Source organism: Variovorax paradoxus (assembly GCF_009498455.1).
GTDB classification, from domain to species: Bacteria; Pseudomonadota; Gammaproteobacteria; order Burkholderiales; family Burkholderiaceae_C; genus Variovorax; species Variovorax paradoxus_H.
Genome location: NZ_CP045644.1, coordinates 2,235,001 through 2,256,329, shown reverse-complemented (window position 1 = coordinate 2,256,329; position 21,329 = coordinate 2,235,001). Strand labels below are relative to the sequence as shown.

Genomic DNA, 21,329 nt, shown 5'->3' with positions numbered 1-21,329 from the left:
GAGGGATGGGGCATGGGGTCAGACAGCCAGCCGCTCGAGCTGCGCGACGCGGTTCATCGCGGCGTGCAGCGACATCAGCAGGCCCAGGCGGTTCAGCCGCAGGTCGGCCTGCTCGGCATTCACCATCACGTCCGTGAAGAACGCATCGACCGGTTCGCGCAGCGCGGCCAGCGTCTGCAACGAGCCGGTGTAGTCGCCCGCGTCGAACTGGGCGTTGGCAGCGGGCACGACCTGCGCCATGGCGGCGTGCAGCGCCTTCTCGGCGGGCTCCTGCAGCAGCAACTCGCTGACGTGGGCGTCGGCTTCGGGCGCCTTCTTCAGGATGTTGCCGATGCGCTTGTTGGCGGCGGCGAGTGCAGCGGCGGCGGGCAGTGCGGCGAAGGCGCGCACGGCCGCCAGCAGCTTGGGCACTTCGCCCAGGCGCTGCGGCAGCGGGGCCAGCACGGCGTCGACTTCCTGGGCGCTGGCGCCCTGCTCGCGCAGGCTGCCGGCAAGGCGATCGAGGATGAAGTCGCGCAGCTCGACCGTGGCCTTGCTGCTGTCGAAACCGTCGATGGCGCTGAACTGCGCGGCGGCGTCCTGCAGCAGGGCATCGAGCCCCAGCGCGAGGTCTTTCTCGATCAGCATGCGGATCACGCCCAGCGCATGGCGGCGCAGCGCGAACGGGTCGCGGTCGCCGGTGGGCAGGTTGCCGATGCCGAACATGCCGACCAGCGTCTCGAGCTTGTCGGCCAGCGCGACCGCGAGGCCCACGCTGTTGCGCGGCAGCTCGTCGCCGGCGAAGCGCGGCTTGTAGTGGTCTTCGATGGCGTCGGCCACGGCGGCATCGAGGCCGTCGTGCAGCGCGTAGTAGCGGCCCATGGTGCCCTGCAGCTCGGGGAACTCGCCGACCATGTCGGTCACGAGGTCGGCCTTGGCCAGTTGCGCGGCCTGGGTCGCCTGCGCGGCCAGCGTCGCGTCGCCGAGTTTTTCGGCGATGCCGCGCGCGATGTGCATCACGCGCTGCACGCGTTCGCCCTGCGTGCCCAGCTTGTTGTGATAGACCACCTTGCCCAGCGACTCGACGCGCGAGGCCAGCGATTTCTTGCGGTCCTGGTCGAAGAAGAACTTGGCATCGGCCAGGCGCGGGCGCACGACGCGCTCGTTGCCCTGGATGACCGCGCTCGCGTCGTCGGGCGTGATGTTGCTGACGACGAGGAACTTGTTCGTGAGTTTGCTCGACGCATCGAGCAGCGGAAAGTACTTCTGGTTGGCCTTCATCGTGAGGATGAGGCACTCCTGCGGCACTTCGAGAAACTCGGGCTCGAAGCTGCACACCAGCACGTTGGGACGTTCGACCAGCGCGGTCACTTCGTCGAGCAGCGCGTCGTCGTGGATCGGCACCGAGCCGCCGCCGACCTTGACCGCAGCCGCCGCGAGCTGGCGTGCGATTTCGGCGCGGCGCGCTTCAAAGCTGGCGATGACGGCGCCGTCGTCCTGCAACTGCAGCGCGTAGCTGTTGGCGTCGCGCAGCACCACGGGATCGACCGCTGCTTCGAAGCGGTGGCCGTGCGTTTCGCGGCCGGCCTTCAGGCCCAGCGCCTCGATGGGCACCACGGTGTCGGCATGCAGCGCCACGAGGCCGTGCGCGGGGCGCACGAAGCTCACGCTGCTCCAGCCGGGCATGTCGCAGCCGCTTTCGAGCTGGTAGCTCATGACCTTCGGAATCGGCAGCTTGGCGATGGCTTCGGCCAGCGCCTTCTGCAGGCCTTCGGCCAGCGTGGCGCCCTTGGCGGTGCTTTCGTAGAACAGGGCTTCGGCCTTGCCGTCCATGGCGCGCTTGAGGCCAGGCACGGCCGAGGCGTCGGCGCCGAGGGCGGCCAGGCGCTTGAGCAGCGCGGGCGTCGGTTGGCCCGAGGCATCGAGCCCCACGGCCACGGGCATGAGCTTTTGCGACACGGCCTTGTCGGCGGCGCGCTCAGCCACGTGCGTGAGGTGCGCGGCCAGGCGGCGCGGCGACGCGTAGGGCGTGAGCACCGAGCCGGCTTCGGCCAGGCCTTGCGCCACGAGCTGGTCGCGCAGCACGCCGGCAAAGGCCTCGCCGAGCTTCTTCAGCGCCTTGGGCGGCAGCTCTTCGACAAACAGTTCGACCAGGAGGGAGTTCTTGTTCATGGGGGTCGTCATCGCTCAGGCGGCTTTCTTCGGGGGCATCTGCGCAACCCATTCGCGCGGCGCCATCGGGAAGCCCAGGCGCTCGCGGCTGTCGTAGTAGCTCTGCGCCACGCTGCGCGCGAGGTTGCGGATGCGGCCGATGTAGGCCGCGCGCTCGGTCACGCTGATGGCGCCGCGCGCGTCGAGCAGGTTGAAACTGTGGGCGGCCTTGAGCACCTGCTCGTAGGCCGGCAGCGCGAGCTGCTCGGTCATGAGGTGCTTGGCCTGCTTTTCGTGCGCGTTGAAGGCGGTGAACAGAAACTCGGCGTCGCTGTGCTCGAAGTTGTAGGTCGACTGCTCGACCTCGTTCTGCTTGTAGACATCGCCGTAGCTCAGGCCGTCGGTCCACGTGAGGTTGTAGACGTTGTCCACGCCCTGCAGGTACATGGCCAGGCGCTCCAGGCCGTAAGTGATCTCGCCGGTGATGGGCTTGCAGTCGATGCCGCCGACCTGCTGGAAGTAGGTGAACTGCGTCACTTCCATGCCGTTGAGCCAGACCTCCCAGCCCAGGCCCCAGGCGCCGAGCGTGGGGTTCTCCCAGTCGTCTTCGACGAAGCGGATGTCGTTCTTCTTCAGGTCGAAGCCCAGGGCCTCGAGGCTGCCGAGGTAGAGCTCGAGGATGTTGCTGGGCGCGGGCTTGAGCACGACCTGGTACTGGTAGTAGTGCTGCAGGCGGTTGGGGTTCTCGCCGTAGCGGCCGTCCTTGGGGCGGCGGCTGGGCTGCACGTAGGCGGCCTTCCAGGGCTCGGGGCCGAGCGCGCGCAGGAAGGTGGCGGTGTGCGAGGTGCCTGCGCCCACTTCCATGTCGTACGGTTGCAGCAGCGCGCAGCCCTTGTCGGCCCAGTACGACTGCAGTTTGAGAATGATTTGCTGGAAGGTCAACATGAAGCTGGCCGGCGTCGGGGGCCGGACATTGGACGGGACGGTGGCGCGGCACAGGCCGCGAAAGGCGACGATTTTACGGTCGTGGGAGGGCAACTCTCCCACAGCCGCTCGGGATGCCGGCTGCCGCGGCGGCCCGTGCGGCTGTGGGACAAAGCCGAGCCCCGCGCTCATTTGCGCGTTTCCCGCCGCTTTCGGCACTTTCCCGCGCTTTCCCCCTCTCTCACTGCATGGCACCGCCCCACATCGGCCCCGACGCTCCCTTTTTCATCGTGCTCAATGCCGGCTCCGGCAGCGAGAGCGCCGCACAGGCCCGGCAGGTCATCGACGAAGCCTTCGAGGCAGACGGCCGCCGGCACCGCGTGTTCCTCGTGGACGGCCCCGGCCGCGTGCAGGCACTGGCGCGCGAGGCGGTCGAGCGTGCCCGCGCCGTGGGCGGCGTGGTGGTGGCCGCGGGCGGCGACGGCACCATCAATGCCGTGGCCCAGGCCACGCTCGGCAGCGGCTGCCCTTTCGGCGTGCTGCCGCAGGGCACCTTCAACTATTTCAGCCGCACCCACGGCATTCCGCGCGACACGGCGCAGGCGCTGCAGGTGCTGCTCACGCAGCAGCCCCGGCCCGTGCAGGTGGGGCTGGTGAACGACCGCGTGTTTCTGGTCAACGCCAGCATGGGCCTGTATGCCGATCTGCTGGAAGAGCGCGAAAGCCACAAGGCGCGCTTCGGCCGCCACCGCTGGATCGCCTTCTACTCGGGCCTGCTGACGGTGCTGCGCGGACGCCATCGCCACTGGCAGCTGCGCATTGCCTCGCACGGCCATGAGCGCGACATCCGCACGCCCACGCTGTTCGTGGGCAACAACCCGCTGCAGCTGATGCAGGCGGGCGTCGACCACGCAGAGGCGCCCGAGCAGGGCCAGCTGACCGCCGTGGCGCTCAAGCCGGTCGGCCTGCTGGCGATGCCGGGGCTGCTGGTGCGCGGCGCGCTCGGGCGGCTGGGCGATGCCGACGAGGTGCTGAGCTTTCCGTTCGAGTCGATGACGGTGAAGGCCGGCCGGCTGCGCACGCCGCGCCGCGTGAAGATCGCGACCGACGGCGAGATCGACTGGGTCGACATGCCCCTGCTGTTCCGCGTGGCGCCCGACCCGCTGTGGCTGGTGCGGCCCGACAGCGCGCCCGAGCTGGAGGCGGCGCGGCCATGAGCTGCCTGCTGCAAGTGTCCGACCCGCACTTCGGCACCGAGCAGCCCGAGGTGCTGCAAGCGCTCGAGCGCCTCGCGCACGCGCTGGCACCGCAGGCGGTGCTGCTGTCGGGCGACATCACGCAGCGCGCCACGCGCCGCCAGTTCGCGGCAGCGCGCGCTTTTGCCGACCGGCTCGCGGCGCCGGTGGTCGCGATTCCGGGCAACCACGACATCCCGCTGTTCCAGCTGGCGGCGCGCGCCTTCTCGCCCTACGGTCGCTACACGGAAGCCTTCGGCACCGACCTGGAGCCGGTGTTCGCCTGCGACGACTGGCTGGTGGTCACGGTCAACACGACGCGCTGGTACCGGCACGAAGACGGCGAGGTGTCGCCCGCACAGGTCGAGCGCGTCGCGGCCCGGCTGGCGCACGCCACGCCCCGGCAGGTGCGCGTGGTCGTGACGCACCAGCCGGTGCTGGTGACACGGCCTGAAGACCGCTCGAACCGCCTGCACGGGCGCGACGCGGCGGTCGCTCGCTGGACGGCGGCGGGCGCCGACCTGATCGTCGGCGGCCACATCCACCTGCCCTTCGTTCGTCCGCTCGACGAGCACTTTCAGGGCTGTCCGCCCACCGCCTGGGCGGTGCAGGCCGGCACCGCGGTGTCGACGCGCGTGCGCTCGGACGCGCCCAATTCGGTGAACGTGCTGCGCACGGAAGCGCCCGGCGACGGCGCGCAGCGCGTCTGCGTGGTCGAACGCTGGGACCATTCGGCGGCGGCCAAAGCCTTCAAGCTTGTCGACCTATTGCGGCTTCCGCTTGCCAGCCGCGCGGCAGGCCCTTAGGGTTGCGCCGCATGCCTCCTGCGGACACCCTTCTTCTTTCTTCTTCCCCCTTGGTTCTTCTTGCACAACAGCTGGGCGAGCACGCCCTGGCCTGGTTCGCGCTCGCGCTGACCGTGTCGGTGCTCGGTGCCGGCCTCGGCTGCCGGATGCTGCAACGGCGCCATTCGCTGCCCGACACCGGCGAGCCCGATGAATCGCGCCTGGCGCTCGGTCTGGGCCTGGGCTTCGTGCTGATCCTCGCGGCGGCGGTGCTGGTCGCCTGGATCGCTTCGCACCTCGGCGACGGCCGCACCATGGGCCGCGCCGACCAGGCGCTCGCCGACGCCATCGGCACCCACGTGCCGTGGGGCGCGCTCGTGAGCTTCAGCTGGCTCACGCACCTGGGCGACGCACAACTGCTCGCACCCGTGTGCGGGGTGGTCGCGCTGCTGCTGTGGCGCAACGCACACCGCGGTCTGGCGCTGGGCTGGGTGATCGCGCTCGGCGGCATCGTGGTGCTGAACCCGGCGCTCAAGCACATCTTTGCGCGCGCCCGGCCGGTGCACGACCACGGGCTGGCGCTGGAAACGAGCTTCAGCTTTCCCAGCGGCCACAGCGCGGGCGCGATCGTGAGCTACGGGATGCTGCTGTACCTGGCGCTGCGGCTGCTGCCGGCGCGCTGGCATGTGCCGGCCGCCATGGCCACGGTGGCGGCCATCGTCACCATCGCCTGCAGCCGGGTCTTCCTGCAGGTGCACTTTGCGAGCGATGTCGCGGCCGGCCTGCTGACCGGCCTGGGCTGGCTGCTCGTGTGCGTGAGCAGCCTGGAATACGCGCGGCACCGCAAGCGCCGCACCGCCCGCTGACCGTCGATCAGTATTCCCAGAAGATGCGTTGCAGTTCCTTGGTGTTGTTGGTTTTCGTGAGAGCCACCATCGCCAGGATGCGCGCCTTCTGCGGGCGAAGGTCGTGCGCCACCACCCAGTCGTACTTGTCGTCGGGCTGCTCGGCGTTGCGGATCACGAAGCCGTCGGGCACGCGCGAACTGCGGATGACGATCACGCCGTCGGTGCGCGCCTTCTGCAGGTTCGGCACGATGCGGTCGGCCACCGAGCCATTGCCCGTGCCGCCGTGGATCAGCGCCTTGGCGCCGCTCTTGGCGATCGCGTCGATGGCCACCGACGACACGCCTTCGTAGCCCATGGCGATCTCGACCGGCGGCAGCGCGGTGATGGTGTCGATGTTGAACTCCGAGTTCGTGGTGTGGCGCTTCACCGGCGCGCGGAACCAGTAGTTCTTGCCCTCGACGATCATGCCCAGCGGACCCCACTGGCTGGAGAACGCGCTGGTCTTGATGTTGACGTTCTTGCTCACGTCGCGGCCGGTGTCGATGTTGTCGCCCATCGTCACGAGCACGCCCTTGCCCATCGCGTCCTTGCTGCCCGCCACGTTCACGGCGTCGTACAGGTTGAGCGCACCGTCGGCCGACAGGGCCGTGCCCGGGCGCATCGAGCCGACCACCACGATCGGCTTGTTGGTGTGCACGGTGAGCGTCAGGAAGTAGGCGGTTTCTTCCAGCGTGTCGGTGCCGTGGGTGATCACGATGCCGTCGACGTCCGACTGCTTGGACAGCGCTGAGACGCGCTTGGCCAGCGTCATCAGGTTGTCGTTGGTGAGGCTTTCGGAAGCCACCTGGAACACCTGCTCGCCGCGCACGTTGGCGACCTTGGCCAGCTCGGGCAGGCCGGCGATCAGCTTCTCGACACCGACCTTGGCGGCCGCGTAGGTCGCGCTGTTGACGGCCGAGGCGCCGGCGCCGGCGATGGTGCCGCCGGTCGCCAGGATCACCACGTTGGGCAGTGCCTGCTGGGCCTGCGCGAGCGCGCTGGCCGCGAGCAACGCGGCACCGGTCGCGAAGGCACGGAAATGGGCAGAAAAGTACATTGGGGTTCCTTGGTTTGAGGATGATTTCTGGAGGCGGCGAGGAAGATACATGAACCATGCCCGCGTGCAGGGCCGCTGCATGCCGGCATGGCATGCGGTCATGCGCCGGCCTTACAGGGCCAGCAGCCAGCCGGCGAACGCCGCGAGCCCGACAACCCACACCGGCGAGAGGCGCGCGTAGACCAGCAAGCCGAAGGCGGCCAGCGCGAGGCCGAAGTCGGCCTTCGAGTGGATGGCGCTCGTCCACACCGGGTCGTAGAGCGCGGCGAGCAGCACGCCGACGACCGCCGCGTTCACGCCCGCCATCGCGCGCTGGACCCCATCGCGCTGGCGCAGCGTCTCCCAGAACGGCAGCGCGCCGGCCACCAGCAGGAAGGCGGGCAGGAAGATCGCCAGCAACAGCGCCACGCCGCCCACCCAGCCGCCGAACGGTCCCGGCATGGCGGCGCCAAGGAAGGCCGCGAACGTGAACAAGGGCCCCGGCACGGCCTGGGCCGCGCCGTAGCCGGCCAGGAACACGTCGTTCGAGACCAGTCCTGTAGGCACCACGCCCGCCTGCAGCAAGGGCAGCACGACGTGACCGCCACCGAACACCAGCGCGCCCGAGCGATAGAAGGACGCGAGGACGGACAGCGCCGGCCACTGCGTCGCCTCCGCCAGCATCGGCAGTGCGACGAGCAGGACGGCGAACAGGCCCAGCAGCGCGGCGCCGGTCGACTTGCGCACGCCGTGGTCGCGGTGCTGCGCGGCGGGAAGGGGGCCGAGCTGCAGCGCCCATCGACCGACAACGCCCCCGGCGACGATGGCGACGATCTGCCCCATGGCCGAAGGCACCGCGAGCACCAGCAGCGCCGCGACGATGGCCACACCCGCGCGCAACCGGTCGGGGCACAGCGACTTCGCCATGCCCCACACTGCCTGCGCGACGACGGCCACCGCGACGACCTTCAGCCCGTGCACGGCGCCCGATTGGGCAAGACCCGCCCAATGCGTGACGCCGGCCGCAAAGAGGATAAGCGCCACGGCGGACGGCAGCGTGAACCCGAGCCACGCTGCCAGCGCCCCGCCCCACCCCGCGCGGCCGAGCCCCAGGGCAATGCCGACCTGGCTGCTCGCGGGTCCGGGCAAGAACTGGCACAGCGCCACGAGGTCGGAATAGCTCTTGTCGTCGAGCCACTTGCGACGCTCGACGAACTCCGCGCGGAAGTAGCCGAGGTGCGCCACCGGGCCGCCGAAGGAGGTCAGGCCGAGCGCGAGAAAGGCGAGGAAGACTTCGAGCACCGGGCCTCTCGATCGAGGCGTGCCCCCGCCGTCAGCAGCGGGCGGCGCGGCAGGCTTGGGGCGGTGATGGTGCTTCACGGACGATGACGTCGAACGTGTATCCGCCGGTGGGATTCAGCGCCGCCCAGGCCGGAAGAAGACCGCGCCGAGCGCGACGATCGCAAGCGCCGCGATCCACAACGGCCACAGGCCGAAAGGCGCGACCCAGCGCGCGAAGGGCGTGAGCCCGCGTCGGCCTTCGACCGGCGCTTCGAGCACGCCGCGCGTGAGGCGCGGCAGCTGGTGCGTGACGCGGCCCGCGGCATCGATCACCACGGTGGCGCCGGTGTTGGTGGAACGCACCATCGGCCGCGCGAACTCGAGCGCACGCATGCGCGAGATGGCCAGGTGCTGGTCGATGGCGACCGAGTCGCCGAACCAGGCGATGTTGCTGACGTTGAGCAGGACGGTCGGTGCGGTCGCCTCGTCGCGGAAGTTCGCGCCGATCTCGTCGCCGAACAAATCTTCGTAGCAGATGTTGGGCGCGATGCGCTGGCCCTGCCAGACGAACGGCGCCTGCGCGAGCCCGCCGCGCTCGAAGTCGCCCAGCGGGATGCTCATCATGCGGATGAACCAGCGAAAGCCCGGCGGAATGAACTCGCCGAAGGGCACGAGGTGGTGCTTGCTGTAGGTGAAGGGCTGCGTCGCGCCGGGCTGGAAGCCCAGCACGGCGTTGCGGTACGTGCCGGGCCCGTCGCCGAGCGGCAGGCCGACGATGGCGGCCTGCTGCGCGCCCGGCTGGCCGTAGCGCTCCTGGATCGCGTCGAGGTAGCCGGCGGGCAGCTGGCGCGGCAGCAGCGGCAGCGCGGTTTCAGGCGTGACCACGAGCTGGGCCTTGGCATCGCGCAGCTGTTCGGCATACCAGCGCAGCGCGGTTTCGATGCCGCCGCCCGGAATGAATTTCTCGTCCTGCGGGATGTTGCCCTGGAGCAGCGCGACCTGCAGCGTGCCGGCGGTGCCCTGCGTGCCGCGTGCATCAGCAGGCAGCGGCGAGACGATGTTGGGCAGCACGAAGACCACGGCGAGCAGCACCGCGGCCAGCGCCGTCGGCACCACGCCACGCAGCGGCAGGCGTCGCGCAACCAGCGCCACGGCCAGTGCCGCCGCCGCGCCGATGCCGTACACGCCGACCCACGGCGCCAGCGCAGCCAGCGGGCCATCGACGTGGGCGTAGCCGCCCGCGCCCCAGGGAAAGCCGGTGAACCAACTGCCGCGCACGAGTTCGGCCAGCGTCCACAGCGCCGCGAACACCAAGGCGCCCGCGATGCGCCCCGTCGGCCCGCGCACCACGAACCAGGCACAGGCCACGGCGTAGTAGAGCCCGAGCGCCGCGGCCAGCGCGAGCACGGCGATCACCGCCAGCGGCGCCGGCAGTCCGCCGTAGGTGTGCATCGAGATGAAGAGCCACCAGAAGCTGCCCGTGAGCCACGCGGTTGCGAACACCCAGCCGTGCAGACCGGCGCGGCGCCAGCCCGCGCCCTGCATGCGGAGGCCGTCGAGCAACCACACCAGCCCGGCCAGCGACAGCAGCTGCAGCCACCACAACGGACGGCCGTCGCCGGGCCACGCGATCGACAAGGCTTGCGCCACACCCGCCAGGCCGAAGCCGAGCAGGCGCAGGAACCCGCTGGCAGCGGAGGAAGGGGAAGAGGATGGCGAGACGCGGGCCGGGGCCGCTGCTGCGGGCGCCGGCATCAGTCGGCCGCGTCGCCGCCGCGCGCCGGCGACACCCGGAACCAGCGCACCGCGCCGCCCTTGGTGTGCAGCACGACGAAGTCGAAGCCGCCGATGGCGTGGTGTTCGCCGCGCTTGGGCACGTGGCCCATCTCGTGCGCGATGAGTCCGCCGATGGTGTCGAAGTCTTCGCTCAGCTGTTCTTCGTTGAAGACGATGCCGAAGGCCTCGGCCACGCGCTCGATGGGCGTGTCACCCGAGACGCGGTAGGTGTGGTCGGCCAGGCCGAAGATGTCGCCCTCGTCTTCGGCGATGTCGAACTCGTCTTCGATCTCGCCGACGATCTGCTCGAGCACGTCTTCGATGGTGATGAGGCCGGCCACGCGGCCGAACTCGTCGATGACGATGGCCAGGTGGTTGCGGTTGCCGCGGAATTCGCGCAGCAGGTCGTTCAGGCCCTTGCTCTCGGGCACGAAGGTGGCCGGACGCAGCAGCGCGCGAATGTTCAGACCCGGCGCGCGCTGCAGCTTGAGCAGGTCTTTCGCGAGCAGGATGCCGATGATGTTTTCTTTTTCGCCCTCGTAGACCGGAAAGCGCGAGTGCGCGGTCTGGATCACCGAGTGCAGCAACGCGTCGAAGGGCGCGTCGATGTTCACGAGGTCCATGCGCGGGGCGGCGACCATCACGTCACCGGCCGTCATGTCGGCCATGCGCAGCACGCCTTCGAGCATCACGCGCGATTCGGCGCCGATCACCTCGTTGTCCTCGGCGTCGGCGAGGGTTTCGATCAGCTCGTCGCGTGAATCGGGGCCGGGGTGGATGAATTCGGCGAGCTTCTGGAGAAAGCCACGCTTGTCTTCCCGTTCAACGGGAGCGCGTTCAGGGTGAGGGTCGGCCACTGCGGGAGGGCGGAGTTGAAGAAAGGCAAGGATAACGGATTGCGCATGACAGGCTCTACCGTCCGGCCGGCATAGGCCGCCCTCGCCCGCTCAAGGAGCCGATTTGCTGCGGGCTTCGCGCATGCCGCTGCGCACTTCCTGCAGGCTGCCGAGGAAGGCCCAGAACTGCTTGGCGCGGCTCTTGAGCGCGAAATCGACCGCGGCGTAGTGCTCCAGCGCGATTTCGCTCATGCGGCTGTCGAAGGTGGCGGTGGGCAGCTGCAGGTGCGCTTCCGACTCCGAACCGCTGCGCACCACGGTCGCGCCGGCGTTGCGGGCGATCTTGAGCATGGCGGCGTTTTCGCTCAGCGCATGGATGAAGAGCATGCCCACGCCTTCGTTGCGCGCGGCGACCACGGCGCGCTCAAACAGGCGCGCGCCGTAACCGCGGCCGCGGGCGTGCGCCGACACGGACACGCCGAACTCGGCGCAGTCGCTGTGCTGGTCGTCGGGCGCGTAGGCGACGTGGGCCATCGCGATCAGGTCGAGGCGGCGGTTGTAGATGCCGAACAGTTCGTCGCGATCGAAGTCCAGGCTTTCGACGTAGCGCAATACCTGCTCGTCGGCCGCGGCATAGCCGAAGCGCAGGTAGCGGTCGTGCGGAGTCAGGTCGAGCAGGTGGCGCGCGATGCGTTCGCGTTCGCGCGGGCCGATCGAGCGGATCGGCACCATGACAGGCGGTGGCGCGCTGACGGCGCGCGGCTGCGCTTCAACCATCGGCGCCTTCAGGAAAGAGCCGAGGCCGAGAGACGCTTTGAGGAGGGTCTTGGCGGTAAGCATGGTTCAAATGTAAGGGTTTTCCCTTAATCACCAAGCCCGTCAGGACACTTTCTGGACGCATTCGTGACTCGGTACCAGAGTCCGTGGTCTTTCCGCAACCAATTTGTAGTTAAACGGGCACAGATGTTGTGGCTTTGACACGATCGAGCACAAAGCTGGTCTTGCAGTCCTGGACGCTGGGGTGCTTCAGCAGGGTGTCCATGATGAAGCGGCTGTAGTGCGCCATGTCGGCCACCACGACGCGCAGCAGGTAGTCCATGTCGCCGGTGAGCGCGGCGCACTCGACCACCTCGGGCCAGGTCTGCACGCTGGCGCGGAACAGGTCCATGGGGTTGCGCTTGTGGCTTTCGGTGTGCTTTTCGAGCCGCACGTTCAGGTAGGCCGTGAGGCCCAGGCCGACCGCCTCGGGCTGGACCAAGGCGACGTAGCGGTCGATGACCTTGTGCTCTTCGAGCCGCTTGACCCGCCGCAGCACGGCGCTGGGCGACAGGCTGACCTGCTCCGCGATCTGGTCGTAGGTGGCGCGGCCGTCTGCTTGCAGCATGCGCAAAATGAGTCGATCGATCTTGTCGAGTGCTTCCATTTCGCCATTTTTGCAGTTTTACTGCGTCATGGCCATCAAAGGCGCCCAGAAACGCAGAAAACCTGAAAGGCTTCCGACCTACAGTGCAGCACGGCCCGAATCCGGGCCATTGTTTTCCTTTCTGCACAACTTCCCCACTTTTCGGAGACAGCACCCATGAGCCACGCCGACGCCCCCGCCTTCACGCCCTGGGAGAACCCGATGGGCACCGACGGCTTCGAATTCATCGAATACGCGGCACCCGATCCGGTCGCGATGGGCCAGGTGTTCGAGCGCATGGGCTTCGTGGCCATCGCCAAGCACCGCCACAAGAACGTGCTGCTGTACCGCCAGGGCACGATCAACTTCATCCTGAACGCCGAACCCGATTCGTTCGCCCAGCGTTTCGCGCGCGAGCACGGCCCGAGCGTGTGCGCCATCGCCTTCCGCGTGCAGGACGCCAAGCAGGCCTACGAGCGCGCCACCGCGCTGGGCGCCTGGGGCTTCGCCGACAAGGCCGGCCCGGGCGAGCTGAACATTCCCGCCATCAAGGGCATCGGCGACAGCCTGATCTACCTGGTCGACCGCTGGCCCGGCAAGAACGGCGCGCAGCCGGGCGACATCGGCAACATCGGCTTCTACGACGTGGACTTCGAGGCGCTGCCGGGCGTGTCGTCGCAGGACGCGCTCACGCGCAAGGGCAACGGCCTGACCTACATCGACCACCTGACGCACAACGTGTATCGCGGCCGCATGGACGTGTGGGCCAACTTCTACGAGAAGCTCTTCAACTTCCGCGAAGTGAAGTACTTCGACATCGAAGGCCAGGTGACGGGCGTGAAGAGCAAGGCCATGACCAGCCCCTGCGGCAAGATCCGCATCCCGATCAACGAAGAGGGCAAGGAACAGGCCGGCCAGATCCAGGAGTACCTGGACATGTACAAGGGCGAGGGCATCCAGCACATCGCCATGGGCTCGGACAACCTGTACGAGAGCGTCGACGCGCTGCGCGCCAACGGCGTGACGCTGCTGGACACCATCGACACGTATTACGAGCTGATCGACAAGCGCATTCCCGAGCACGGCGAAAGCGTGGCCGAGCTGAAGAAACGCAAGATCCTGATCGACGGCAAGAAGGACGCGCTGCTGCTGCAGATCTTCAGCGAGAACCAGCTGGGCCCGATCTTCTTCGAGTTCATCCAGCGCAAGGGCGACGACGGCTTCGGCAACGGCAACTTCAAGGCGCTGTTCGAGAGCATCGAGCTCGACCAGATGCGCCGTGGCGTGCTGAGCGCCGCAAAATAAGGCGCTTCACCACTGCCCTGGAGCCCGGCATGCGCCACGCGTCTTCTTCGACTGTCGTCACTTCCCTTGTCGCGGCAGCCGCCGCTGCGGTCGTGCTCTCGGGCTGCGCCTCGGCGCCGCCCGCGGCCGGCCTGGCTGCTTCGCACCTGGACACGGTGCAGAAGGCGGCGGTGCTGCGCATCTGCACGCCGGGCGACTACCGGCCCTTCAGCTTCCAGAAGGCCGACGCCTCGTTCGAAGGCATCGACGTCGACCTGATGGCGGGCTTCAGCGCCAGCCTCGGCGCCCAGCCCGAGTGGGTCAAGACGACCTGGGCCAACCTGCTGCCCGACCTGGCTGCGGGCAAATGCGACATCGCCGTGGGCGGCGTGTCGGTGACCACCGACCGCCAGAAGCGCGCCTTCTTCAGCGCGCCCTACATGGTCAACGGCAAGACGCCCATTGCGCGCTGCGCCGACGTGGCCAAGTACCAGAGCGTGGCGGCCATCGACCAGCCGTCGACGCGCGTGATCTTCAACCCGGGCGGCAGCAACGAACGCTTTGCCCGCACCAACTTCAAGCAAGCCAAGCTCACGCTGCACGGCGAGAACGTCACGATCTTCGACGAGATTCTGGCCAACCGCGCCGACGTGTTCGTCACCGAATCGGCCGAGGCCATCACGCAGCAGAAGCTCAAGCCCGGGCTGTGTGCGGTGAACCCCGACAAGCCGCTGCAGTACGGCGAGATGGCCTGGATGCTGCCGCGCGACGACGTGGCTTTCAAATCGTATGTCGACCAATGGCTGCACCTGCAGCAAGCCGGCGGCGACTTCCAGCGCGTGATGGACCGCTGGCTCAAATAACCCGAGAAATCGAACCGCCCCATGGACACCCTCGCCGCCGTTGTCACTCCCGCCGTCTATGGCGCATCCGATCGCCCGCCGCGCGGCGACTACTCGCGCGGCGGTTCGGTGCAAGCCGACTACACCTGCCCGCAGGACTGGGCCAGCTACACGGCGGCCGACCACGACACCTACAAGCGGCTGTACGAACGCCAGGCCGCGCAGCTGCCGGGCCTGGCCTGCGACGCCTTCATCCAGGCGCTGCCGCTGCTCGGCGTGAAGGACCGCATCCCGCGCTTCGAGGAACTCAACGAGCGCCTGCACCGTGCCACTGGCTGGGAGATCGTCGCGGTGCCGGGGCTGATTCCCGAACTGCCCTTCTTCACGCTGCTGGCGAACCGCAAGTTCCCGGTGACCGACTGGATCCGCAAGCCCGAAGAGTTCGACTACATCGTCGAGCCCGACGTGTTCCACGACCTGTTCGGCCACGTGCCGATGCTGTTCGACCCGACCTTCGCCGACTACGTGCAGCGTTACGGCCAGGGCGGCATGAAGGCGCACGAGCTGGGTGCCGGCGAGAAGCTGGCGCGGCTGTATTGGTACACGGTCGAGTTCGGACTGATCCGCCAACCCGAGGGCCTGCGCGCCTATGGTGCCGGCATCCTGAGTTCGGTCGGCGAACTGCAGCACGCGGTGCGCAGCCCCGAGCCGCACCGCCTGCCGCTTGACCTGCTGCGCACCATGCGCACGCAATACAAGATCGACACCTACCAGGCCAACTACTTCGTGATCGAGAACTTCGCGCAGCTCTTCGATCTCACGGCACCCGACTTCACGCCGCTGTACCGCGCGCTCGAAGTCGAGCCCGACATCCCGGCCGGCGTGCTGCTGCCGGGCGAATCCGGCAACGCCTGATCGGCATCGCAGTGACGCGGGCGCGCACGGCGACTATCGCCTGCGCGACACCCGGCATGCGTCCCTAGGACAAGCCCGCTGGCGGGTGGGAGGCATTGGCTCCCACAATCCGCGCCAAAGGAGCTTGCATGCAGACATCCGCGCAACAGAACTATCCGGCCGGCGTGCCGCACGAGATTCACCCGGAGCAGTACCGCTCCCTGCCTCACATGTTCGATGAGGCTTTCGGCCGCTACAAGGACCGGCCGTTCTCGGTCTGCATGGAGCGGTGGATGTCGTACGGCGAACTCGACACGCTCTCGAAGGCGATGGGTGCTTGGCTGCAGTCGCGGGGCCTTGAGCCCGGCGCGCGGGTGGCGATCATGCTGCCCAACGTGCCGCAGTTCGCGGTCACGATGTGCGCCGTGCTGCGCGCGGGCTACACCTGCGTCAACGTCAATCCGCTGTACACGGCGCGCGAACTGGAGCACCAGCTCAAGGACTCCGGCGCGACGGCCATCGTCATCCTCGAGAACTTTGCCGCCACGCTCGAGCAGGTGATCGAGCGCACGCCGGTCAAGCACGTGGTGATGACCGCGATGGGTGACCTGCTCGGCGGGCTGTACGGCACGTGGATCACGGTGGCCGTGCGCCACTTGGCCAAGATGGTGCCGCCCTACAAGCTGCCGTTGAGCGAAGGCCGCACGGTCACACCGTTCAAGCAGGCGATTGCCGAAGGCCGCGGGCGCACGCTCGGGCCCGATCAGAGCACGCTCGACTCCATCGCCTTCCTGCAGTACACGGGCGGCACCACCGGCTTGTCGAAGGGCGCGGTGCTGACCCATCGCAACATCGTGGCCGCCACGCTGCAGGCCGAAGCCTGGTTCACACCCGCGCTGTCGCGGGCCGGCGACCTGGCGAAGGTCAACAGCATCGCGGCGCTGCCGCTGTATCACATCTTCGCGTTGACGCTGTGCCTGCTCGTGATTCGCCAGGGCTCGCACATGACGCTGATCCCGAACCCTCGCGACTTCAACAAGTTCGTCGCGGTGTTGAAGAAGCGGCCCTTCCACATGCTGCCGGCGGTGAACACCTTGTTCAATGCGCTGCTGATGCACCCGGAGTTCAAGACGGTCGATTTCTCTACGCTCTTCGTATCTCAGGCCGGTGGAATGGCCGCCTCCGAAGGCACGGCGCGCAAGTGGTTCGAGGCCACCGGCTGCCCGATGATCGAAGGCTGGGGCATGAGCGAGACCTGCGCGATCGGCACCAACAACCCGGTGTCGAACACGAAGTTCACGGGCACCATTGGCCTGCCGTTGCCGAGCATTGAGATCGCGATCAAGGACGATGAAGGCCAATCGCTTCCGATCGGCCAGGCGGGCGAGCTCTGCATCAAGGGCCCGAACGTGATGACCGGCTACTACAACCAGCCCGCCGAAACAGCGGCGGCCTTCACAGCCGACGGCTTCATGCGCACCGGAGACATCGCCGTGATGCAGGAAGACGGCTACAGCCGGATCGTCGATCGCAAGAAGGACATGATCCTGGTGAGCGGTTTCAACGTGTTCCCGAACGAGTTGGAGAACGTGATCTCGCTGTGCCCGGGGGTGGTCGAATGCGCGGCCGTCGGCGTGCCGGACGAAAAGCAAGGCGAAGCCATCAAGGTCTTCGTGGTCCGCAGGGACCCGACGTTGACGGAAGACGCCGTGCTCCAGTACTGCAACGGACAACTGACCGGCTATAAGCGGCCGAAGCACATCGAGTTCCGCGAGTCGCTGCCCAAGACCAACGTGGGGAAGATCCTGCGGCGCGAGCTGCGCACCAGCGCCGGTGCCGGTGCCTGAGCCCGTAGCGCATCACGGGGAAGCCAGCGCCGGACTGCCGGCGAATGTCGTCGTGTTCGAGCGGGGCTGGCTGTCGTCGAACAACATCCTGTTCGTCGGGGCAGAGGAAACGGCGCTGGTCGACACGGGGTATGCCACGCATGCCGATCAGACGCTGGCACTGGTGGAATCCGTTCTTGGAGAGCGTCCGCTCGATCGGGTGCTGAACACGCATCTGCACAGCGATCACTGCGGGGGGAACGCGGCTTTGCAGCAGCATTATCCGTCACTGCGAACGGACATTCCACCTGGCGAGGCGCCGTTGGTCGAGCGGTGGGATGCGCAGGGTCTGAGTTTTCTTGCGACAGGGCAGACTTGCCCTCGTTTTGGCTTCACCGGGCTGCTCGAGCCAGGCACCGAATGCCTCTTGGGAGGCAGGGCGTGGCAAGTGCACGGCGCTCCGGGCCACGATTCGCACTCGGTGATTCTGTTCGATCCAGTGTCGCGGACCCTGATTTCTGCGGATTCACTCTGGGAAAACGGCTTTGGCATCGCCTTTCCTGAACTGATGGGCGAGCCCTCGTTCGGAGATATCGCCGCGACGCTCGATTTGATCGAGAAGCTGACGCCTTTGCATGTGATTCCAGGCCATGGAGGAGTCTTTGGCGACGTCGACCGTGCCTTGCAAACTGCGCGCCGGCGTTTAGCTGGCTTGCAGCGAGACCCGGTAAAGCACGCGCGCCATGCGATGAAGGTGCTGATGAAGTTCAAGCTGCTGGAGCTGCATGCGGTGTCGCGAGCGGATTGGGCTGAGTGGGTTGGCGGGACGCTGTATTTCGAGCGGATTCGGGCTCGATTCTTTGCTGGTGAGACGCTGGCAGCCCTGACTGAGGATCTGTTGGCAGAGCTGATTGCCGCTGGCGCAGCACAATCCGATGCTTTAGGAGTTCGGAACGCCTGATTGGCGGTTGTTTGCTCCAATAAAAAAGCGCCATCTCTTTCGAGTTGGCGCTTTTTCTTTGTCCGTCTATTCGCTTGCTCGTGCTTTGCGTGTTCTTTGTCTTTGCGTCGCGCAAAGCAAAAAACCCCAGTCATTGCTGACTGGGGTTTTCTGGGCTGTAAGAGCCTGACGATGACCTACTTTCACACGGGAACCCGCACTATCATCGGCGCTGAGTCGTTTCACTGTCCTGTTCGGGATGGGAAGGAGTGGTACCAACTCGCTATGGTCATCAGGCATAAAGGGTTGTCTGACTGATCACACGATCAATCAAACGAATTCATAGAGTTTGGAATCAGCTTTTGGCGAATTATTTTGAATGCGTCAACTTGGCATAACACCTTGATCAGATTGATCAAAGTTATAGGGTCAAGCCGCACGAGCAATTAGTATCAGTTAGCTTAACGCATTACTGCGCTTCCACACCTGACCTATCAACGTCCTGGTCTTGAACGACTCTTTAGGGGGCTCAAGGCCCCGGCAGATCTCATCTTGAAACGAGTTTCCCGCTTAGATGCTTTCAGCGGTTATCTCTTCCACACTTAGCTACTCGGCAATGCCACTGGCGTGACAACCGATACACCAGAGGTGTGTCCACTCCGGTCCTCTCGTACTAGGAGCAGGCTTCCTCAAATCTGCAGCGCCCACGGAAGATAGGGACCAAACTGTCTCACGACGTTTTAAACCCAGCTCACGTACCTCTTTAAATGGCGAACAGCCATACCCTTGGGACCGGCTACAGCCCCAGGATGAGATGAGCCGACATCGAGGTGCCAAACACCGCCGTCGATATGAACTCTTGGGCGGTATCAGCCTGTTATCCCCAGAGTACCTTTTATCCGTTGAGCGATGGCCCTTCCATACAGAACCACCGGATCACTATGTCCTTTCGCATCTGCTCGACTTGTCAGTCTCGCAGTTAAGCACGCTTATGCCATTGCACTATCGTCACGATGTCCGACCGTAACTAGCGTACCTTCGAACTCCTCCGTTACGCTTTGGGAGGAGACCGCCCCAGTCAAACTGCCTACCATGCACTGTCCCCGATCCAGATAATGGACCTAGGTTAGAACCTCAAACACACCAGGGTGGTATTTCAACGTTGGCTCCACAAGATCTAGCGACCCTGCTTCAAAGCCTCCCACCTATCCTACACAGATCTGTTCAAAGTCCAATACAAAGCTACAGTAAAGGTTCATGGGGTCTTTCCGTCTTTCCGCGGGGAGATTGCATCATCACAAACATTTCAACTTCGCTGAGTCTCAGGAGGAGACAGTGTGGCCATCGTTACGCCATTCGTGCAGGTCGGAACTTACCCGACAAGGAATTTCGCTACCTTAGGACCGTTATAGTTACGGCCGCCGTTTACTGGGACTTCAATCAAGAGCTTGCACCCCATCATTTAATCTTCCAGCACCGGGCAGGCGTCACACCCTATACGTCCACTTTCGTGTTTGCAGAGTGCTGTGTTTTTAATAAACAGTCGCAGCCACCGATTTTTTGCAACCCATTCATGCTTCGTTGTTCACTACACACTAATAGGGCACACCTTCTTCCGAAGTTACGGTGTCAATTTGCCGAGTTCCTTCTCCTGAGTTCTCTCAAGCGCCTTAGAATACTCATCTCGCGCACCAGTGTCGGTTTGCGGTACGGTCGTTGTTAGCTGAAGCTTAGTGGCTTTTCCTGGAACCTCGTTCAGTCACTTCACGGACAAGTCCGCTCGATCGTTGGCCTCGGTATATGTGCACCGGATTTGCCTAATGCACGCCTACATCCAACTAAACCAGAATAATCCAATAACTGGATGACCTATTAAGATCCGTCCCCACATCGCACTAACAATCGGTACAGGAATATTGACCTGTTTCCCATCAGCTACGCATCTCTGCCTCGCCTTAGGGGCCGACTCACTCTACGCCGATGAACGTTGCGTAGAAAACCTTGCGCTTACGGCGAGGGGGCTTTTCACCCCCTTTAACGCTACTCATGTCAGCATTCGCACTTCTGATACCTCCAGCACGCTTTACAACGCACCTTCACAGGCTTACAGAACGCTCTCCTACCACTTGCAATAAATTGCAAATCCGCAGCTTCGGTAACTGGCTTAGCCCCGTTACATCTTCCGCGCAGGACGACTCGATCAGTGAGCTATTACGCTTTCTTTAAATGATGGCTGCTTCTAAGCCAACATCCTGACTGTTTTAGCCTTCCCACTTCGTTTCCCACTTAGCCAATTTTAGGGACCTTAGCTGGCGGTCTGGGTTGTTTCCCTCTTGAGTCCGGACGTTAGCACCCGGTGCTCTGTCTCCCAAGCTGTACTCATCGGTATTCGGAGTTTGCCTTGGTTTGGTAAGTCGCCATGACCCCCTAGCCAAAACAGTGCTCTACCCCCGATGGTAATACTTGAGGCACTACCTAAATAGTTTTCGGAGAGAACCAGCTATTTCCAAGTTTGTTTAGCCTTTCACCCCTATCCACAGCTCATCCGCTAGTTTTGCAACACTAGTCGGTTCGGACCTCCAGTACCTGTTACGGCACCTTCATCCTGGCCATGGATAGATCACTTGGTTTCGGGTCTACACCCAGCGACTGATCGCCCTATTCGGACTCGATTTCTCTACGGCTTCCCTATTCGGTTAACCTTGCCACTGAATGTAAGTCGCTGACCCATTATACAAAAGGTACGCAGTCACCCCTTACGAGGCTCCTACTTTTTGTAAGCACGCGGTTTCAGGATCTATTTCACTCCCCTCCCGGGGTTCTTTTCGCCTTTCCCTCACGGTACTAGTTCACTATCGGTCAATGATGAGTATTTAGCCTTGGAGGATGGTCCCCCCATATTCAGACAGGATTTCTCGTGTCCCGCCCTACTTGTCGTTAGCTCAGTACCACACAGGTCATTTCACGTACGGGGCTATCACCCGCTATGGCCAGCCTTTCCAAGCTGTTCCGTTATGTCTTGTGCTATCACTAACAGGCTCTTCCGATTTCGCTCGCCACTACTTTCGGAATCTCGGTTGATGTCTTTTCCTCGAGCTACTGAGATGTTTCAGTTCACCCGGTTCGCCTCGCATGACTATGTATTCATCATGCGATACCTTTGCAGGTGGGTTTCCCCATTCGGAAATCTCCGGATCAAAGCTAATTTGCCAGCTCCCCGAAGCTTATCGCAGGCTATCACGTCCTTCGTC

Annotated in this window: 16 protein-coding genes and 2 rRNA genes (1 of these 18 running past the window's edge); 8 read left to right on the top strand and 10 right to left on the bottom strand. The window is 65.2% G+C overall.

The annotated features are described in order from the left end of the window. Positions 1-18: 18 nt before the first annotated feature. Together glyS and glyQ are read right to left on the bottom strand one after the other, a co-directional pair. Entirely contained in the window at positions 19-2,151 is a 2,133-nt protein-coding gene (gene glyS, locus GFK26_RS10335) for a glycine--tRNA ligase subunit beta (protein ID WP_153281888.1), read from the bottom strand. 15 nt (positions 2,152-2,166) lie between these two features. After that, positions 2,167-3,075 carry a glycine--tRNA ligase subunit alpha gene (glyQ, locus tag GFK26_RS10330; protein WP_056577308.1) on the bottom strand — a complete coding sequence of 303 codons (909 nt, stop codon included), beginning with the start codon at positions 3,073-3,075 and terminating at the stop codon, positions 2,167-2,169. 227 nt (positions 3,076-3,302) lie between these two features. Between glyQ and GFK26_RS10325 the strand changes: the two genes are divergently transcribed. From GFK26_RS10325 to GFK26_RS10315, 3 genes are read left to right on the top strand one after another with little or no spacing between them, the layout of a single operon-like run. Continuing rightward, a complete protein-coding gene (locus GFK26_RS10325; protein WP_153281887.1) occupies positions 3,303-4,271 on the top strand; it encodes a diacylglycerol/lipid kinase family protein in 969 nt (322 codons plus the stop codon). Then, positions 4,268-5,095 (top strand): metallophosphoesterase family protein, encoded by an 828-nt coding sequence (locus GFK26_RS10320; protein ID WP_153281886.1) that lies wholly within the window; start codon positions 4,268-4,270, stop codon positions 5,093-5,095. Before GFK26_RS10325 ends, GFK26_RS10320 begins: the two co-directional genes overlap by 4 nt. Positions 5,096-5,145: 50 nt before the next feature. After that, positions 5,146-5,940, top strand: a complete 795-nt coding sequence (locus GFK26_RS10315) for a phosphatase PAP2 family protein (RefSeq protein ID WP_228121962.1) — start codon at positions 5,146-5,148, stop codon at positions 5,938-5,940. Between the two features lie 7 nt (positions 5,941-5,947). On the opposite strand, the gene GFK26_RS10310 is transcribed toward GFK26_RS10315, so the two are convergent. The 6 genes from GFK26_RS10310 to GFK26_RS10285 form a co-directional block, all read right to left on the bottom strand. Continuing rightward, entirely contained in the window at positions 5,948-7,018 is a 1,071-nt protein-coding gene (locus GFK26_RS10310; protein WP_153281884.1) for an asparaginase, read from the bottom strand. 111 nt (positions 7,019-7,129) lie between these two features. Then, on the bottom strand, positions 7,130-8,299 hold the full coding sequence (chrA, locus tag GFK26_RS10305) for a chromate efflux transporter (protein WP_228121961.1): 1,170 nt from the start codon (positions 8,297-8,299) through the stop codon (positions 7,130-7,132). Positions 8,300-8,413: 114 nt separating this feature from the next. Then, a complete protein-coding gene (gene lnt, locus GFK26_RS10300) occupies positions 8,414-10,033 on the bottom strand; it encodes an apolipoprotein N-acyltransferase (protein ID WP_153281882.1) in 1,620 nt (539 codons plus the stop codon). Beyond that, entirely contained in the window at positions 10,033-10,911 is an 879-nt protein-coding gene (locus tag GFK26_RS10295; RefSeq protein ID WP_099793257.1) for an HlyC/CorC family transporter, read from the bottom strand. The genes lnt and GFK26_RS10295 overlap by 1 nt, the downstream gene beginning before the upstream one ends. A 90-nt stretch (positions 10,912-11,001) precedes the next feature. Then, positions 11,002-11,730, bottom strand: coding sequence for a GNAT family N-acetyltransferase (locus GFK26_RS10290; protein ID WP_153281881.1), 729 nt, complete (start codon positions 11,728-11,730; stop codon positions 11,002-11,004). A gap of 109 nt (positions 11,731-11,839) precedes the next feature. After that, positions 11,840-12,313 carry an Lrp/AsnC family transcriptional regulator gene (locus GFK26_RS10285; protein ID WP_099793261.1) on the bottom strand — a complete coding sequence of 158 codons (474 nt, stop codon included), beginning with the start codon at positions 12,311-12,313 and terminating at the stop codon, positions 11,840-11,842. A 156-nt stretch (positions 12,314-12,469) separates the two neighbouring features. On the opposite strand from GFK26_RS10285, the gene hppD reads away from it, so the two are divergent. The 5 genes from hppD (at position 12,470) to GFK26_RS10260 (ending at position 18,099) form a co-directional block, all read left to right on the top strand. Beyond that, positions 12,470-13,597, top strand: a complete 1,128-nt coding sequence (gene hppD, locus GFK26_RS10280) for a 4-hydroxyphenylpyruvate dioxygenase (protein WP_153281880.1) — start codon at positions 12,470-12,472, stop codon at positions 13,595-13,597. A gap of 29 nt (positions 13,598-13,626) precedes the next feature. Continuing rightward, complete coding sequence (locus GFK26_RS10275) at positions 13,627-14,439, top strand: transporter substrate-binding domain-containing protein (protein ID WP_153281879.1); 813 nt, start codon at positions 13,627-13,629, stop codon at positions 14,437-14,439. 21 nt (positions 14,440-14,460) lie between these two features. Beyond that, complete coding sequence (gene phhA, locus GFK26_RS10270) at positions 14,461-15,333, top strand: phenylalanine 4-monooxygenase (RefSeq protein WP_153281878.1); 873 nt, start codon at positions 14,461-14,463, stop codon at positions 15,331-15,333. A gap of 128 nt (positions 15,334-15,461) precedes the next feature. Continuing rightward, entirely contained in the window at positions 15,462-17,159 is a 1,698-nt protein-coding gene (locus tag GFK26_RS10265; RefSeq protein ID WP_153281877.1) for an AMP-binding protein, read from the top strand. Continuing rightward, entirely contained in the window at positions 17,152-18,099 is a 948-nt protein-coding gene (locus tag GFK26_RS10260) for an MBL fold metallo-hydrolase (RefSeq protein WP_153281876.1), read from the top strand. The genes GFK26_RS10265 and GFK26_RS10260 overlap by 8 nt, the downstream gene beginning before the upstream one ends. Positions 18,100-18,262: 163 nt before the next feature. Here the strand turns inward: GFK26_RS10260 and rrf are convergent. Then, a 5S ribosomal RNA gene (gene rrf, locus GFK26_RS10255) occupies positions 18,263-18,375 on the bottom strand. Positions 18,376-18,503: 128 nt separating this feature from the next. Beyond that, positions 18,504-21,329, bottom strand: a 23S ribosomal RNA gene (locus GFK26_RS10250); it runs 47 nt beyond the window's last position.

Coding starts and splice junctions, on each gene's coding strand:
- GFK26_RS10325 (WP_153281887.1), top strand. CDS start 3,303: ATGGCACCGCCCCACATCGGCCCCGACGCTCCCTTTTTCATCGTGCTC.
- GFK26_RS10275 (WP_153281879.1), top strand. CDS start 13,627: ATGCGCCACGCGTCTTCTTCGACTGTCGTCACTTCCCTTGTCGCGGCA.
- GFK26_RS10285 (WP_099793261.1), bottom strand. CDS start 12,313: ATGGAAGCACTCGACAAGATCGATCGACTCATTTTGCGCATGCTGCAA.
- glyS (WP_153281888.1), bottom strand. CDS start 2,151: ATGAACAAGAACTCCCTCCTGGTCGAACTGTTTGTCGAAGAGCTGCCG.
- GFK26_RS10265 (WP_153281877.1), top strand. CDS start 15,462: ATGCAGACATCCGCGCAACAGAACTATCCGGCCGGCGTGCCGCACGAG.
- GFK26_RS10310 (WP_153281884.1), bottom strand. CDS start 7,018: ATGTACTTTTCTGCCCATTTCCGTGCCTTCGCGACCGGTGCCGCGTTG.
- lnt (WP_153281882.1), bottom strand. CDS start 10,033: ATGCCGGCGCCCGCAGCAGCGGCCCCGGCCCGCGTCTCGCCATCCTCT.
- phhA (WP_153281878.1), top strand. CDS start 14,461: ATGGACACCCTCGCCGCCGTTGTCACTCCCGCCGTCTATGGCGCATCC.
- GFK26_RS10320 (WP_153281886.1), top strand. CDS start 4,268: ATGAGCTGCCTGCTGCAAGTGTCCGACCCGCACTTCGGCACCGAGCAG.
- hppD (WP_153281880.1), top strand. CDS start 12,470: ATGAGCCACGCCGACGCCCCCGCCTTCACGCCCTGGGAGAACCCGATG.
- glyQ (WP_056577308.1), bottom strand. CDS start 3,075: ATGTTGACCTTCCAGCAAATCATTCTCAAACTGCAGTCGTACTGGGCC.
- GFK26_RS10290 (WP_153281881.1), bottom strand. CDS start 11,730: ATGCTTACCGCCAAGACCCTCCTCAAAGCGTCTCTCGGCCTCGGCTCT.